The organism is Streptomyces sp. NBC_01433 (genome assembly GCF_026340105.1).
Lineage (GTDB): Bacteria > Actinomycetota > Actinomycetes > Streptomycetales > Streptomycetaceae > Streptomyces.
Window position 1 is genome coordinate 52,490 of record NZ_JAPEPM010000006.1, and the last position, 14,678, is coordinate 67,167.

The 14,678-nt window shown below is 69.5% G+C and carries 18 protein-coding genes and 1 tRNA gene; 11 read left to right on the top strand and 8 right to left on the bottom strand.

Going from position 1 to position 14,678, the window contains the following annotated elements; genetic code table 11:
* Positions 1-81 precede the first annotated feature (81 nt).
* The 7 genes from OG413_RS43730 (at position 82) to dndC (ending at position 5,406) form a co-directional block, all read left to right on the top strand.
* Positions 82-462, top strand: a complete 381-nt coding sequence (locus tag OG413_RS43730) for a hypothetical protein (protein WP_266815587.1) — start codon at positions 82-84, stop codon at positions 460-462.
* Positions 459-893 (top strand): hypothetical protein, encoded by a 435-nt coding sequence (locus tag OG413_RS43735; protein ID WP_266815588.1) that lies wholly within the window; start codon positions 459-461, stop codon positions 891-893. Before OG413_RS43730 ends, OG413_RS43735 begins: the two co-directional genes overlap by 4 nt.
* A complete protein-coding gene (locus OG413_RS43740; protein ID WP_266815589.1) occupies positions 886-1,512 on the top strand; it encodes an RNA ligase family protein in 627 nt (208 codons plus the stop codon). Before OG413_RS43735 ends, OG413_RS43740 begins: the two co-directional genes overlap by 8 nt.
* A 187-nt stretch (positions 1,513-1,699) precedes the next feature.
* Entirely contained in the window at positions 1,700-2,308 is a 609-nt protein-coding gene (locus OG413_RS43745; RefSeq protein WP_266815590.1) for a GNAT family N-acetyltransferase, read from the top strand.
* A gap of 24 nt (positions 2,309-2,332) precedes the next feature.
* Positions 2,333-2,767, top strand: coding sequence for a hypothetical protein (locus tag OG413_RS43750; RefSeq protein ID WP_266815591.1), 435 nt, complete (start codon positions 2,333-2,335; stop codon positions 2,765-2,767).
* A gap of 48 nt (positions 2,768-2,815) precedes the next feature.
* The gene (locus tag OG413_RS43755; protein WP_266815592.1) at positions 2,816-3,673 is read left to right on the top strand and encodes a hypothetical protein; all 858 of its coding nucleotides are present in this window, start codon (positions 2,816-2,818) and stop codon (positions 3,671-3,673) included.
* A gap of 176 nt (positions 3,674-3,849) precedes the next feature.
* Positions 3,850-5,406, top strand: a complete 1,557-nt coding sequence (gene dndC, locus OG413_RS43760; protein WP_266815593.1) for a DNA phosphorothioation system sulfurtransferase DndC — start codon at positions 3,850-3,852, stop codon at positions 5,404-5,406.
* 69 nt (positions 5,407-5,475) lie between these two features.
* Here dndC and OG413_RS43765 read toward each other — a convergent pair whose 3' ends face one another.
* The 4 genes from OG413_RS43765 to OG413_RS43780 all read right to left on the bottom strand — a co-directional run bounded on the left by OG413_RS43765 (position 5,476) and on the right by OG413_RS43780 (position 8,418).
* The gene (locus OG413_RS43765) at positions 5,476-5,757 is read right to left on the bottom strand and encodes an HU family DNA-binding protein (protein ID WP_266815594.1); all 282 of its coding nucleotides are present in this window, start codon (positions 5,755-5,757) and stop codon (positions 5,476-5,478) included.
* Positions 5,758-5,974: 217 nt separating this feature from the next.
* Positions 5,975-7,138, bottom strand: a complete 1,164-nt coding sequence (locus OG413_RS43770; protein ID WP_266815595.1) for a bacterial transcriptional activator domain-containing protein — start codon at positions 7,136-7,138, stop codon at positions 5,975-5,977.
* Between the two features lie 38 nt (positions 7,139-7,176).
* Entirely contained in the window at positions 7,177-8,196 is a 1,020-nt protein-coding gene (locus OG413_RS43775) for an endonuclease/exonuclease/phosphatase family protein (protein WP_266815596.1), read from the bottom strand.
* Positions 8,197-8,344: 148 nt separating this feature from the next.
* Positions 8,345-8,418 (bottom strand) — tRNA-Met (locus OG413_RS43780).
* Positions 8,419-8,577: 159 nt separating this feature from the next.
* Here OG413_RS43780 and OG413_RS43785 point away from each other — a divergent pair.
* From OG413_RS43785 to OG413_RS43800, 4 genes are all read left to right on the top strand, one after another.
* A complete protein-coding gene (locus OG413_RS43785; protein WP_266815597.1) occupies positions 8,578-9,783 on the top strand; it encodes a hypothetical protein in 1,206 nt (401 codons plus the stop codon).
* A 260-nt stretch (positions 9,784-10,043) separates the two neighbouring features.
* Positions 10,044-10,859, top strand: a complete 816-nt coding sequence (locus OG413_RS43790; protein WP_266815598.1) for a hypothetical protein — start codon at positions 10,044-10,046, stop codon at positions 10,857-10,859.
* A gap of 107 nt (positions 10,860-10,966) precedes the next feature.
* Complete coding sequence (locus OG413_RS43795; protein ID WP_266815599.1) at positions 10,967-11,527, top strand: hypothetical protein; 561 nt, start codon at positions 10,967-10,969, stop codon at positions 11,525-11,527.
* A 64-nt stretch (positions 11,528-11,591) separates the two neighbouring features.
* On the top strand, positions 11,592-11,831 hold the full coding sequence (locus tag OG413_RS43800) for a hypothetical protein (RefSeq protein WP_266815600.1): 240 nt from the start codon (positions 11,592-11,594) through the stop codon (positions 11,829-11,831).
* A gap of 123 nt (positions 11,832-11,954) precedes the next feature.
* On the opposite strand, the gene OG413_RS43805 is transcribed toward OG413_RS43800, so the two are convergent.
* From OG413_RS43805 to OG413_RS43820, 4 genes are all read right to left on the bottom strand, one after another.
* Positions 11,955-12,791: a hypothetical protein gene (locus OG413_RS43805; protein WP_266815601.1), complete on the bottom strand. Its 837-nt coding sequence runs from the start codon at positions 12,789-12,791 to the stop codon at positions 11,955-11,957.
* A 273-nt stretch (positions 12,792-13,064) separates the two neighbouring features.
* Positions 13,065-13,556: a hypothetical protein gene (locus tag OG413_RS43810; protein WP_266815602.1), complete on the bottom strand. Its 492-nt coding sequence runs from the start codon at positions 13,554-13,556 to the stop codon at positions 13,065-13,067.
* A gap of 58 nt (positions 13,557-13,614) precedes the next feature.
* Positions 13,615-13,926 carry a hypothetical protein gene (locus tag OG413_RS43815; RefSeq protein ID WP_266815603.1) on the bottom strand — a complete coding sequence of 104 codons (312 nt, stop codon included), beginning with the start codon at positions 13,924-13,926 and terminating at the stop codon, positions 13,615-13,617.
* Positions 13,926-14,648 (bottom strand): hypothetical protein, encoded by a 723-nt coding sequence (locus tag OG413_RS43820; RefSeq protein WP_266815604.1) that lies wholly within the window; start codon positions 14,646-14,648, stop codon positions 13,926-13,928. The genes OG413_RS43815 and OG413_RS43820 overlap by 1 nt, the downstream gene beginning before the upstream one ends.
* Positions 14,649-14,678 lie beyond the last annotated feature (30 nt).

Here is a 14,678-nt window from a genome sequence, read left to right on the forward strand (position 1 = left end):
ATGCCGTCGATCTGACCGCCGCGTCGCCAGATTGGCTTCTTCCGACCCACGGCACTACGCCGCGCACGAGATTCCAGGCCCTTGACTGTCTATTTCGCCTTCATCCCATCGCGTCGGCTGCGGCCGGCCGAAAGCGGCCCGCTGGAGTTCGCCCCGAACCAGGCCATTCCCGAATGGGCCCTCAAGTGGCGCGCGGCTCACCGGCACGGCCCGACCTACTACGACGGCGTGAACCACGCCGTGCCGCCGTCGGCGAAGCCGATGGCTGACTTCCCGGACGCCGACTCCACCGCCTGTCTGCTCGTCTGGAAGCGCACGGCATCGCAAGCCGTCCCGAAGCACGGCGAGGAGCCCGACGAGATGTGGTCGCTCACACCGCGCGGCCGGGTGACCCGGGACACCTGGTCACCCACGACCACCGATGCCCAGCACCGCCCTTCACCCAAGGAGATCCACCCGTGACACCCACTCGCTCCGGAGTCCGCATCGACACCGACTCCGTCACCACCAATACACACGTGCCCGGCCCCTGGCCGCTGAAGGAAGCCGTACTGCGCGACGAACTGGGCGGCGACCCGCGCTTCGTCCGGTTCGCGGCAGCCGACGGTGAGACGGCCCTGTGCGTGATCTCCCGGCAGGACGCCGCCGATCCCGGCGCCATTCTGCCGGTCAACGAACTGGCCACCACCTTGGTCCACCGGGCAACCCGGCAGGTGCCGCCGCAGCCCCTCCGCGGGCCGGTCGTCGTGCTCGGCGCCGGCCGCATGGCCGGACTGTGGCGAACCGGTGATCTCACCGACTTCCACCGCGCACTGCTGCACTCCCTCGCCCGCGAACAGGGCGGCCCCGAGATCCCCGGTTCTTCGGCATCCGTGGGGCTCTACCGTGACTGAGCCGCTGCCGCGCTACCCCCGTACTCCGCATCTGCCGGGCTCTCCGGGTGCCACCGCCGACGACGTCTGGTGCGTCTGGCCCCGGTTCGTTCCCGAGCCGGGCCGCGAACTCGTCACCACAATGAAGATGGACGGAGCCAACACGACTCTTCACGCGGGCGGAATGTACGGGCATTCCCCCTCAGGGCGCAGCAGGCCGTGGCAGAGCCGGATGCGGGCCTTCGCCGGCGCCGTGTGCCCATCGATCCCGCCGGGCGTCCGTGTGTGCGGCGAGGACCTGACCGTCCCGCACTCCATCGCCTACGAGCGGGATCTGCCACCGTTCATGGTGTTCTCCGTCTGGGAGGGTGAGGACTGCCTGTCGTGGGACGAGACGGCGGCCTGGGCAGACATGCTCGGACTGCCGACCGTGCCCGTGCTCGCGCGGGGCCCCCGCCCCGCAGACGCCCGCCTTCTGCCTGGAGCCTTCGAGAGCCGGACGGACACCGAGTTGGACGAGGGGTTCGTCGTCCGCGACGGGCAAGGGTTCGCGCGGGCGGAGTTCACCGACCGCGTGGCCAAGTGGGTGCGCGCCGGCCACGTCCGGACCGGCGACCGGTGGACGACCGACAACTCTTAGGTGTATTGCTTAATTGCTTTTATTCATGTACAGTTAGAGCAACGGATGCGGCGCTCGCCGAGTATCCGCTTCAGGGCGCTCGGCGCCCGTTCTCCTTCCTCATCTCAGGACCACCTGTATGTCTTCTCGACGCCCCCGCCCCCCGTTCCGCATCCGCGACGCCGGACACCGCGATCGTGAGGCCTTCATGAGCCTGATCCGACACGCGGACCCTGATCATCCTTCGCCCTTCCACTCGGCCCGGCTCATGCTCGGATTGGCTCCCGAACCCCCGCTCTCCCACAACCTCAACCTCTGCCTCATCGCCGAGGACCAGCGCGGAAAGCCGGTCGGCGCACTGCTGGCCGGGCCCCCGGACTGGCTCGTGGAGCACCCGGGACTCCGAGGATCCCCGCTGACCCTGGCCCTCGTGCATCGCGTGACCATGATCCAGGGGGTGGCCGTCGACGCGAAGTACCGCGGGCGAGGCATCGGAAAGGCCCTGATCCGCCGCGCCGAACGGCGCTACCGGGAAGCCGGCTGGGGACTATCGATGCTCATCCACGGCCCGTCGCTGGAGCCCTTCTACCAGCGGCTCGGCTACGCCTCGCACCCCGGTCTCCTGATGAACCTCCCCAGTCCGAACCCGTTGATCGGCCAGGACTTCCTGAACATGCTCACGGCACTGAAGCCGCTCGCCTCCGAAGTCCGCCTGGCCGAGGTCCCCTTCGCACCCTGCCCCGTCATCTCGGGTGTCCTCCCCGGCGCGCGGGTGCCCGACCATGCCTGGTTCGACGGCGCCGCGCTCTGCTACTGACCGGCCCGCACCAGAAAGTCACCCATGCCCAACCGCGAAGCGGTCGTGCGCGTTCTGACCCAGGACGTCCTCGGCAACCAGCGCTGGAACGGCCGGACCCGTCAGTACGAGTCCATGCCCACCAGCGCCTACTACGACATGCGCGACGGAGCGGCGGCGATCCTCGAACGCTCAGCCGGGGCCGTCAACTGGCCCCGGATGCTGTTCGAAGCGGCGTCCCGCCACGCGCTGCTGCACCCCGACCGCCCCGCCGAGGACGACCAGCAGTACCCCTCCCCGGTCGCCGGCCTGTGCGGCGAGTGCCTACGTGAGGCGTTTCTCGCCGACGACACCGGCGCGCAGGACTGGACGGCCCGCCCGGCATCACCCCGTGAGCACCGCGGAACGGACTGGCCCGCGATCGTGGCCGCCGTCTTCCCGCACCGAGCGGCGGCCCACTGGCACCCGTTCCAAAACTAACCCGTGCCCGCACCCCACCACCTCTCTTCTCTTCTTCAGGAGCCTTCCATGCCCGTTGCTCGCTACGCACTCCAGTACGCCGTCCAGCTCGCCCAGTTGCTGGGGTCCGGCTGGAGCGCGTCAGGCTGCGGTTCGTCGACGTTCGCCGTCCTCGACGGCCCCGGCATCGAACTCGGTGTCTCCACCACCTCGCCGATACGTTCGCGCGCCGAGGTCCGCGTGCAGATCCGATCCCGGGGCGACCTGGTGTGGCGCAGGCGCACGGACTTCGACGGGCAGGTGTCGGGAACCATAGGTGACCCGGCAGCGGTCGCCGACGCCATCCGCACGGAGATCCTTCCGGCCTGGAAGAAGCTGGTGACGGAGCTGGAAGCCCGCACAGTGCAGACCCGCTCAACGGTCCGGGAATTCGCGGCCCTCGCTGCCGAGGTGGTCGGCGGTGCCTCGGTCACCTACGGCTCCCGTCCCGGAGTGGCCGACATCCGCTGGAACGGCGGCCACGCGGTGCTGTGGGCGGGCGACGACGGCCACATCTCCTCGCCGTCTATCGAGATCACGAGTGCGCACGGTGCCGCTGCGGTGCTCGCCTTGCTGCGCACGGCAGCGGGCCTCGTGCAGGATCCCGCGCGGTTCAGCGTCAGCGATATCGGGAGCGCCGCCGCCCGGCTGCTCGGCGATGGCTGGTCGGCGGAGCCCTGGGAGTGGCACGACGGCGCGTGCATCGAGCACCGGGACGACGTCGGCGGCGGGTACAACCTTGCAGTCCAGGACGGACACCTGTACGTCTCGGCGAACCTCCGCGACGAGAGCCGCACCGTCCTGACCGACGTGTCCACCTCCGACAGTCTGGAGACCCTCGGCGCCTCCGCCGCCGCCATCGTGCGCAGGATCCACGACGACCACTGATCGCTTCCTGCGGCAGGGGCGCGCCGTCCGCGTCCCTGTCCGAACCGGCCTCGCTTCCGGCGGGACGGGCCACCGCAGCCGGTTCGACCGGCTTTCTACACGAAGGCTTCCGTATGCGTCCTCCTGTACTCCTGGGCCTCTCCCCCACGCGCACCGTCCCGTTCGCGGGAGGGAGCATGGGGCAGTGGCTCCGCGGCATCCTCGACGAGATCCGTGAGCTGTATCGCGCTGACTCCGTGCCTTGGGTCGTCGGCTACAGCGGCGGCAAGGATTCAACGCTGTGCCTGATGCTCGTGTGGATGGCGCTCGTCGGCCTGCCCGCCGCCGAGCGCACCAAGGTCGTCCACGTCATCAGCACGGACACCGGCGTGGAGAACCCCGTCGTCGCAGCCTGGGTGGATGCCTCACTGGCCGCGATGCGCAGGGCGGCCGAAGAGCAGGGCCTGCCCATCGAGGCGCACCGGCTGACGCCGGCGATCGAGGACTCGTTCTGGGTGTGCCTGATCGGCCGGGGCTACGCGGCCCCGAGGCCCAAATTCCGGTGGTGCACGGAACGGTTGAAGATTAAACCTTCGAATGCGTTCATCCGTGCCGTGGTCGCCGAGCACGGTGAGACCGTCCTGGTCCTGGGCACCCGCAAGGCCGAGTCGGGGGCCCGGGCCCGGGCCATGGCACGGCACGAGCGTCGCCGGGTGCGGGACCGCCTCAGCCCCAACGCCTCACTGCCCAACTCCCTGGTGTACTCGCCGGTCGAAGACCTGACCAGCGACGAGGTGTGGCAGCTGCTCATGCAGTACTCGAACCCTTGGGGCCACAGCAACAAGGACCTGCTGACGATGTACCAGGGAGCGTCGCCGGATGCGGAATGCCCGCTCGTCGTCGACTCGACGACGCCGTCGTGCGGCGACAGCCGGTTCGGCTGCTGGACCTGCACACTCGTGACGGAAGACCGCTCCATGGCCGCCATGATCAGCAATGACGTGGAGAAGGAGTGGATGCTGCCGCTGCTGGAGCTGCGCAACGCCTTGGACGTCGACGACGACCGGGAATTGCGGGACTTCCGCCGCATGAGCGGGCGGCTGCATCCCTTCAAGGGCCGGCTCGTACACGGCGCCTACCTCCAGCAGGCCCGAGAGGAATGGCTGCGCCGGCTGCTGGAGGCGCAGACGTGGATCAGAGCGAATGGGCCGAGCTATGTCCGGAATTTGACGCTGATCACTCTGGAGGAGCTGCGGGCGATCCGGCACGAGTGGGTGTACGTCAAGCACGAGATCGAGGACTCGCTGCCCGGCATCTACCAGGCCGCCACCGGGGAACCGTATCCCGACCCGTCTCAGGAGACCGCTTTCGTCGACGGGGCGGAGATGATCAGTGTCCTGCGCGAGGTCTGCGGTGACGACGAGCAGCAGTTCCTCATGGCCCGCGAACTGCTCGGCATGGAGAAGCGTTTCCGGACGATGACCCGCCGCGCCGGACTCTTCGGTGAGTTGGAGAAAACCGTCCGCAAGTACGCGTTCGAGGGTGAGGAGGATGCGCTCAGCTTCGCACTCGCGCGTGAGGAGAGGATCGCCGAGGCACGGGTTCTGCCCCAGCCCGGCACAGGTGCGACGCCCGAACAGCCGGAACTTCCCTCCGGGATGGAGGCGGAAGCCTGCCCGGAGGCTCAGAGTCTCGCCGCAAGCCTGCGCGCGAGCGGGCTGGTCCCCCTTGACCACCACGTCGAGGAGTCGTGACGCTCACGGGCAGCGGCCGGGCCGGTTGTCCCGCAGGTGACGCGGCAACCGGCCCCGGACCGAGCGGCCCTACGCGCCCTTGGCGGCATCCTTGAGCTTGGAGCCCGCGGAGACCTTCACGCCGAAGCCGGCGGGGATGGTCAGGGCCTCCCCGGTAGAGGGGTTGCGGCCTTCGCGGGCGGCGCGGGCGGTGCGCTCGAAGGTCAGGAAACCGGGGATGGTGACCTTCTCGTCGCCCTTGGCGACGATCTCGCCGACCGTCTCGGCGAGGGCGGTCAGCACGCCGTCGGCGTCCTTGCGGGTCACCTCCGCGCGGTCGGAGAGCGCGGCTACCAGTTCACTGCGGTTCATTTCGGTAACTCCGTATCTCGTATCGTCGGGCCGCCGTACGGCGGCCCGACCGGACGGTCAATCCTGACATTCACCACTGACAACGCATGCCGCGCCGCCAGCGAACGGTGCGCGAGGGGCGACCGGGGCTGCTCGCGCCCGTGGGCTACCAGCCACCCGAGCCCCGCGGGAGCTGGCCGTTGCGACGGGCATCGGTGGGCTTCCGCGGCCGGCGCACTCAGCCGAGCAGGGATTGCTGGTGCGCCTGCGGGACAGGAGCGGGTGTGTGCTTCAGCTGGTCGGCCAGATGTCGCAGCCCGTCGGCCTCAGAATAGGGGTCCGTGACGCCGTCGGCCGCGGTCCGGAACTGCTGCAGCCCGCCGGGCAGAGCCTGGTAGCCACGCTTGATGGCCCACCGGGCACCCGCCAGGTCGCCGTCCTTGAGATACCGGTGAGCCAGCTCGCGCGCGGCGCTCACGATGGCTTCGGTCATCTCCTGGACGTACGGGGTTGCCCATGCGTACCAGTCCGGGCGGACGGCATCGGCGAAGGGCGGTCCTTCGACGAGCTGCAGGGCGGCGCGCAGGCATCGCGTGCCCGTCGGCGTGTCGTTGTTCTCGCCGAAGTCTGCGAGGTTGCAGAACTGATTCCAGTCGCTGGTGACCGAGGGAGCAAGGATGTACCCGGTTTCCTGAGTCCATTTCGGGAAATGGGCAACGCCGAGCCAGGCCCGCAGCCGGCTCATGGCTGTATTTCGGCTGTCGGCCCGCGTCGTGTTCTCCGGCCACAGCGCAGCGTCCATGGCGTGGCGGTCGGTGCCGGGGTTGAGGTAGAGCCAGATCGCGTACTCGGTCAGCCGCGAGGCGCGGTTGGATTCGACCTGTCCTCGCGCACCGCTGACCTGCGGGGCCCCCAGCAGCGTGAGACCGACACTGCCCGGCGGCCCGGGGAAGGAAACCCTGGCCCAGTCGACGCTCTGATCACTCTCGCCGACGGGGAGCAACCCCCGAGGCTCGGGGAGTTCCGGGCCAAAGTCCGCTTCGCTCATGGAGGGCAGCAGAGGGAGCAGGCCCTCCAGCACGCCGTAGGTGATCGACCATCCTTCGGCGAGCTCCCGCTCACGCACTCCGGCTTCGGCTGTGTCTGTCAGGGACCACGGTGCTTCGAGGCGCAGTACCTGCCACGCAATGTCACCGGGTGTGCAGAGGGACTGGATGATGACCAGAGCAGTTGCACGCCAACGGGTCAGGGCGGATATCGGGCTGTTGACGTCGAAGGTTGCGGCCTCCGCGAGAAGGGTCTGAACGGCCTGACGCAGCTGGTCTACGGCGCCGGAGTCAAGAGGCTCGAAAGGGCGGTGGACGGTGGAGGTGGAGTAGGGCAACGAGGGGACGGTCTTCATGGCGGCTCCAGGTCAAGTCCGGTGCGAGTGGGTGGTGTTCATGGCAGGCGGATGTCGCCGATGCTGCCCGTCTGGATCAGCGGTCCTGCGATGCGCGCGTGCGGGCCCACGGAATTTGTTGTCGGGCCGTAGCTTCTGGCGGCGGGTGCGGGCCGTCGGGAGCGGGTGGCGGCCGCGGCCGACGCGTCGTGAATCAGAGCGGGCTCCAGGTCGACGCTGACCGGCAGGTGGTCGGATGCGTTCAGAGCTGCGGGAGTGCGCAGCACCCGGTAGCCGGCCAGCGCGGGCACCAGGTGGCGGGTCGTGCGGACCATGTCGATGCGGCGTGGCCCGAAGGGGTCTGCGACAGGCCAGTGACCGGTGGTGGGCTGCCACGGGGCGTCGAACTCCGCTGCCGCGTCCAGAAGTCCGCCTCGGCGCAGGGCCTGTGCGGCGCGCCGGTCGGCGTGGTGCGGTGCGTCGGGTTCGTCGTTCCACTCGACCTGGTAGAGCAGATCGTCGTACCACTCCTGATGTGCATAGGGGTCGGGATCGTAGTAGTCGCCGTGTGCTGTGGGGTCGGCGGAGATGCTGTTGAAGTCGCCGCCGATCGCGGCAGGCCCGGGCGGGCGGGTCAGGGCGGCGACGACGCGGTGGGCCTCGTCGAACCGTCGCGCGGGCCGGAACGGATCTGCGTGATAGCTGGCGAATGTGACCGGCTCGTGGGCTCCGATGTCGAGCTGCAGGCGAGCCAGGGCGTGGTGGAAGTCGCCGCCCTGGAACGCCCGCCAGGCGCCGGGGACCGGGGTGATGCCCGGACGCCAGAGGAGCCCCACGTGGTAGCGGTGCTGACCCGAGGCGAGGGCGGTGGTTCCCCGGGCGTCGACCGCGCACAGCAGGCCGAGGGAGTCGGCGAGTTGGTGCAGCAGACGAGCCGCGCCGGCGGCCGTGTCCGCGACGATCTCCTGGACCGCGAGCACGTCAGGCCGGGCTTCGGCGACCGCCTGGCGGAGGTGGTCGGTGCGGTCGTCACGGCCGGTGAAATCGAGCAGGTTGTAGGTGGTGAAGCAGACGGTCACGGCATCTCCATGGCTCCGAGCGGCCCGAGCGGGTGCTCGCTTACGCATAGAGGTGTCGAATCGGGTGCCCGTGTGACATCGACGGCGTGACTTTTTCGGCCCGGAACGACTTTGGCCCCGGCGCGGACGCCGGGGCCAAAGTGATGAGTAGCGGGGACAGGATTTGAACCTGCGACCTCTGGGTTATGAGCCCAGCGAGCTACCGAGCTGCTCCACCCCGCGTCGGTAGCCCTCACTATACGGGCCGTACCGAAACACTCAGAATCCAATTGCTTAATTGTCTTTACTTCGGTATAGTTGGAATCACTCGGGGCGGTAATGCACGGGCGCTGCAACGGCCCGCCCCACCCCGAGGGACGAACGCTGATCCAGGAGACTCCCTTGTCCTTCCACTCCCCCACCGAGCTCCAGCTCCCCATCCGCGACGCCGCCGTTCCCGCCGTCGGGACGTTCGACCGGTTCACCGGCCAGGCCCGCTATCAGCTCGCCGGTGACGAAGTTCGCGGCAGCTTCATCGTCGTCCCCGAGACGGTCCCCGGATCCGACGCCTGTCACGTCCGGGTGGTCTACGGCGACCACCCCGCACAGCCGCAGCCCGAGCGGATAGACGAGCCCAGGATTCGCCGGACCCGGGTACGCGGCGAATGCGGCCCGCTCGCGGTCGACGCTCTGCCCGACCAGCTCTTTGCGCGCGGCCAGTGGGTCCGCTCGGACGGAACGCTGGGCACCGTCCCGCGCAGCACGCACCGATACCTGGCCGAGGTCGTGCACGCCGTCGTCACCCACTGGGCCACCCGGCCGAACCGTGAGGGGCTCATCCGGGCCGCCGTACGTCACGCCCAGCAGCAGCCTGACATCCCGGCCCAGGCAGCACGCGAGGCCGCAGAGCGCGAACTGGACGCCATCCGTGCCCAGATCGCACCGCACTGGACCCTTCTCCAGCAGCTGGAGGCGGTTGCCCAGGCCGACGCACCCCGGCTTCCCACACTGCCGCGCGTGGTCCACATCGACTACCTCGATCCCGCCGATGGCACGACAGGCATCATGACGGCCCTCCCCCGGCTCAACGCGCTCGACGGAACGATCACCTACACCGTGACGGGCGGTGGCCGCGTGCGCGGAGACTTCACGGTCGGCCCCGACCGGTACAGCCGTGACGCCCTCCCCAGCGGCGTAGGCGTGCAGCTCGGAACCACCCCACTCCCTGTCGGTGCGGGCCGGGAGAACGAGCCGGTCGTCAACGGAATCCGTTTGCGCGGCTCCTGGAACTGCACCGACACCCAGTCGCTCACCCCGGCCCTCCCAGCGGCAATCCCCGGCATCCAGCGGGCGGACGCCCCCGACCGGTCCGTACCCGCGAGCACCGCCGCATGGATCAGCACCGCCATCCGGGCGCTCGCCATCGCCTACCGCGATCACAGCAATGTGGACGCGCTGCGCCTGGCCGCCGGGAAGAGCCGCGTGGACCAATTGCGCCAGGCTCCCGTCGACGCGGTCGTCGAACTCCGCCGACAGGAATCGGCAGCCCAGGCACGCCTCACCGCCGTCCAGGAGGCCGAGGCCGCCTTCGCATCCCTGTCGGCCTGACAGCTGGTGCGCCCGCAGGCCGGGGCTCGGCACCCCGTTCCCCGACCTGTGAGCGCGTCAACCACTGCACCGGCGTTACCGCCGAAGACCTCCGCGCAGCGGCAGAGGAGATCGCAACGTCCGGCTGGGTCGAGCGGGCGGACCAGGGCGACACCACCGTCCTCCTGGATCTCCCCCGCGACCCGGCTGCCCTCCTATCCCTCGTCCTGGTCCCGCCGCCCTCTCGCTACTCTCCGGTCGTCCCTCACCAAGGAAGATTCATGGACACCAGCCCCCTCGCCTCCACCTCGCTCGCCGCCGAGGTCGCCGCACTGCTCCCCAAGCGCCACCAAGACGAATGGACCGTCCGCACGGCCGCCCGCCAAGACCACCCGGACTACCCGGCCGCCCGCCTGGCCAACGGCCAGCGCCGCTTCCTCATCCTCCTGACTGAGAGTGGCAACACGACGCTGACCGCTGCGGCGCCCGCCTCCGATACCTCGCTCGCCGTCGCAGGCAGCGCCCCTACAACGGTCGCCGGAGCAGCGCTGCGTTCGCTGCTGCCGTGCATCGACCGCCACATCATCCGCCTGTCGCCCCCTCAGCAACGGCAGCACCGACGCCAGCACCTCTCCGAGATCGACGCTCTGCTCCGCGAACTCGGCACATCTGCCGTGCGGTTCGACCAGGCTGACGAGGCCACCGGCCTGTCCTGGCAGTGCGGCGATGCGTCCGTGCGCTTCGTTCTGCGTGGCACGTCGGCCACCGGCTCGGTGAGCTTCAGCGGAGGTCTGGGGGCACTGGAGCGCTTCCTCGCCCCGTTCCTCCCTCCGCATCCGGGCCCGGGCCATGTCCGGTCCCGCCCGCCGCGCGGCTGCGGCGGCGCGGCCCGCCGAATCGTCGCGACCTTCCCCCATACCGTCGAGGCCGACGAAGACGGCCTCGTCCGGTTCTCGGACGCAGACGGCGGCCCGCTCCAGGGCTGGGTGATGCCCCACGACATCAACGGCCCGACCGGACCGACGACGCCGGTCAGGGCCGGAGTCTGCGGGGTCGGTATCGACCTCATGCTTTCCGCGCTGCCCACGTTCGTCTGAGCCACACAGCCCCAGCGTGCCGCAGGACCGGACCGCGCACCGGGCCGGACGATGCCAGGCCGGCCCTGGCACAACGCACCACCGCGACACTCGAATCAAGGAACACCGTGAGCACCGCAGTCATAACGAGCACCTTCACCCACCCCGACATCGTCGCCGCACTCGAAGCGGGGATGGAGATGGCCGCAGACGAGTCGGGCCGCCCCGTCACCGCCGAGCGCTTCACCTGGGCCACGGCCGCCGCCCTGACCTACCTCGACAGCACCGGAGCGCGGTGGGCGGATGTGTACGCCCGGCACGTTGAGATCGCGGCCGCGCAGGCTGCCGACGACAGGGGCGAAGACGTCGAGGACACGTCGGACCTGTACGCGGGCATGCACTACAGCCGCGCACAGGTCTCGGCCGCCGTGAACGCGGGTGTCGACAACGCCGCCCGGACGATCCGCGAGCAGCACGCGGACGACATCGACAACCTGGCGGTGAACGCCGTCCTGACACTTCTGGATGACCCCGAGGCCTCGTTCGATGCCGTTGTGAACGAGTGCTACGGCGAGGACGCCGATGCCGTCAGCGGCTGGCTCTCGGACGTCCCGGCCGACAGCGACGCCGAGCTCGATGCCCAGCAGGCGGCCCGGATCGACGCGTACCTCCGCTCCGTCGGCCTCTGACCACGCCGCATGTGGGGCCGGGCCGTCACCAGCCGCCTGGCCCCATCGAAGAAAGGAACATTCCATGTCCGTGCTCTTGATTGGCCGCTGGGACGCCGACACTCTCGAGATCGAGGAGTCGCACACCGTCGGCGACGGAGACCAGGAAGCCATCAACATCCTGCTCAACGGGTGCGCCGGCGGCTGGTGGGCGTGCGAATACCTGGTCGACCGTCACCGGGACGCCGTACAGATGGCGTACGAGGGGCTGGCTCCCGGGGAGTGCCTCGTCGATGAAGCTGAGGGTTTCGACCCCACCGCGTGAACACGCCATGAGCGCCAGACGCTGAACCTGCAAGCTGTTCCGCCCCCGGGCCAACGACACGCTTCGCTGCGAGCCCACCCCCCCCAATTCCGCCGTGGGCAACCACGATCAGCGCAGCCCGATTCAGGCAGCCTTGGGGGGAACGGGCAGGGCAATGACGGCGGCTTCCCTGGCGGATTCCAGGGCGGCGGTGAAGGTGGCAGCAACGGCGACGGCCTCGGTGTTCATCTCTTCCATCTCCGCCACGGCGAGATCGTCGCGTGCGGTTCGGGCCAGCAGTTCAAGTACGTCCTCGCTGCCCTTGGTGAGCTGCTGTATTTGCTGCAGTTCCTGATAGCGATCGTCGGCCTTGGAGACTTCGTCGGCGTACGCCTCCAGGGCCAGGACCCGCCGTTCGATTCCGTCCAGGCTGGTCTTGAGAGACCTCCGGCGCAGCTGCAGGGCGGCGGTGACCCTGCTGCTCCGGGGATCATCGGGTTCCGCCTTCATCAGACGGCTGTATTCAAGGAGCGCCTCGGCGATCTCCCACTCCTGACGCGGGAGAGCTGCCTCGTTGCGCTGGCGATCAATCAGGTCGCAGCGGTGGACGGAGGAGGCGAAGACGGTCTTCTTCGCCTGCTGAGCACGGGCGAGGAGCGTGCGGGCCTCTTCCACCAGCTCCGAAGGCTGGACGTACCTCGTTCTGGCCTCGGCCAGTTCCCGCAACGTCGCGTTGCGGCCGGCCGTTTCCATCGCCGTGATGCCGCCGATCAGGGCCACTCCGGTAGCACCGAATGACCAGACCCCCTCGATCCCGCTGTGCAGCGTCTCGAAGAGGTCCTGCACGGCCTGGTCGAAGACATCGGAGACCCCCCGTACTTCGTCGGGTTGCGCCTGGCCTCTGCCGGTGATCCACCACATCAGGGCGACCGCTGCCATCAGAATGGCGCCGCGGACCAACTGGGGCACTGCTGCTCGCAAAGGGCTCCTTTCGCCGCCTGCGTAGCGGAACGGATGCCTCTGCGCCTCGTGGAGCAACTTCTGCGCCCTCTCGGGAAGGCCCGGGTCAGTGACGGGCACCGCCGCCGTGCCGGGTATGGGCGCCGCCTTCTTCTTCACTGTCCTGTCCTCCACGCCTTCACTGGCGCTTGCGTGCGCTCTCTACGAAATTGGCACCGCCCCGCACCTCGCCCCTGCTTCTGTCCCTGGTTCTCGAGCAGGGGCAGGATGCGTACGGCCTGCGCGCTCGGGCGTTCACGCGTGGGTGATCATGCCGGTGATGAACCACACCGCCCAGATCAGGGGAACGATCGCGACGTACGCCATCGGCCGCCGGTGGACGGGCTTCCCCTCCTGAACGCGGGCGGCTCCCAGCGCGGGCGGCCCAGGTGCCGGCAGGGCAGCGAGCTTGCGGCTGGCGAGAAGGTTCCAGACCAGGGTGAACGGGCTGAAGAAGACCAGAGAGAACGGGGACCACCATCCCTGCCATAGCGTCTTGGTCGTCAGCTCACGCACGACAGCGGTGCCACAGGACCGGCAGAACGGACCGTCGATCTTGTGGAATCGCATCATCAGGAGCAGTCCCTGGTGCGCCCGGACGGCGACAGCAGCGGCCGGCTGCGCGCCGCAGAGACGGCAGGCCGGCACGGCCGGCTGCCAGCCGGGGTGATGGGCGGGCGCTTGAACCCCATCCTGACCGGCATACGCGGGGTCGAAGGGGCTGGGCTGCGCGGCTGGAGCGGTCATGGGGAGTCCTCCCGGGAGGAAGTCGGGGCCGGAAAAGGTGTGATGTGTGCAGACGTAGTCACGCGAGGTGGTCCATCGGGACGCGGAAGGGGCTGTTGAGCCAGCTGCTGTTGCGTGTCGGCCACGCTGTGACCGGCTCGATGACCAGGTCGGCGGCGGGCTCGGTGAAGGGAGTGGCGCTCGGTCTCGGAGCGTGCTGAGTCATCCGGGGGAGCTGCGCGGCGGCGTGTGTGAAGCGTGGCGTCAGCGTGTCCGGCGGTGTGAGCGGATCGGGGCGTCGCGGTCGTCCCGTGCGGACCCCACCGCCGCCGGTGACGTTCCGGTAGCGCGGGGCGTGGGAGCCAAGCGGCAGCGGCGCGGAGACGGTCATCACGACCGCTCCCTGGAGAGCCGGCGCAGCAGGGCGGCAAGGGCTGCATCGTCGCGGGGGGTGATGCGGATCAGGGCATGGGCGAGGGCGAAGCCCGTGCCGCCGGGACGGGTGTCGCGATCGGAGTGGAGCCAGGCAGAGACGGCACTCGCGAGGCAGTGGCGGCTCTGCGAGGGAGGGCCGCCGAGCCGGTGGATCGCCACGGCGGACTCGGTGTAGAGGGTGGCCGCGGCCGCGTGGTCCTGGGCCATCAGGGCGAAGTACGCCTGCAGCTCGACGCCCATGCCCGCGTACGGGTGGTCGCGTCCGTACTGGGCGGCGAGGTGTTGAGTGGCACGGTAGGCGGCTTGCTGTGCCGCGCGCCATTGTCCGGCCCGATGGGCTGCGCGAACGGTGTCCAGGAGATCGGTGCCCTCCGGAATGCCCTGGGCCCAGATCGGATCGGTGGTGTTGGCGGTCGGCTCCGGACGATGGGCGGGTTGGATCGTGCCGTCGGCTGCGATCTGGTGCTGCTCGACGTGGCCGTCGGGATGACCGATGCTCAGACGGATGGTCCTGCTCTGCTGGGCGGCCGCGGTGCGCAGCGGGCTGCATACATCCTCGATGAGGCTCTCCGCCGGCTCGGGGCCTTCGTGCAGCAGGCCCTGGGCGTGGATCCCGCCGCCCGGGAGAACGATGATCGTCTCGTGGATGTCGGTGGTGAGCGAGAGGGCCAGGGGCACCGCAGTCTCCCTTGATCGTGGTGAGTTGGG

Excerpts from the sequence above, each read along its gene's own strand:
- OG413_RS43815 (WP_266815603.1), bottom strand. The coding sequence starts at position 13,926 with ATGACCGTCTCCGCGCCGCTGCCGCTTGGCTCCCACGCCCCGCGCTAC.
- OG413_RS43770 (WP_266815595.1), bottom strand. The coding sequence starts at position 7,138 with ATGAAGACCGTCCCCTCGTTGCCCTACTCCACCTCCACCGTCCACCGC.
- OG413_RS43765 (WP_266815594.1), bottom strand. The coding sequence starts at position 5,757 with ATGAACCGCAGTGAACTGGTAGCCGCGCTCTCCGACCGCGCGGAGGTG.
- OG413_RS43745 (WP_266815590.1), top strand. The coding sequence starts at position 1,700 with ATGAGCCTGATCCGACACGCGGACCCTGATCATCCTTCGCCCTTCCAC.
- OG413_RS43755 (WP_266815592.1), top strand. The coding sequence starts at position 2,816 with ATGCCCGTTGCTCGCTACGCACTCCAGTACGCCGTCCAGCTCGCCCAG.
- OG413_RS43790 (WP_266815598.1), top strand. The coding sequence starts at position 10,044 with ATGGACACCAGCCCCCTCGCCTCCACCTCGCTCGCCGCCGAGGTCGCC.
- OG413_RS43750 (WP_266815591.1), top strand. The coding sequence starts at position 2,333 with ATGCCCAACCGCGAAGCGGTCGTGCGCGTTCTGACCCAGGACGTCCTC.
- OG413_RS43810 (WP_266815602.1), bottom strand. The coding sequence starts at position 13,556 with ATGACCGCTCCAGCCGCGCAGCCCAGCCCCTTCGACCCCGCGTATGCC.
- OG413_RS43800 (WP_266815600.1), top strand. The coding sequence starts at position 11,592 with ATGTCCGTGCTCTTGATTGGCCGCTGGGACGCCGACACTCTCGAGATC.
- dndC (WP_266815593.1), top strand. The coding sequence starts at position 3,850 with ATGGGGCAGTGGCTCCGCGGCATCCTCGACGAGATCCGTGAGCTGTAT.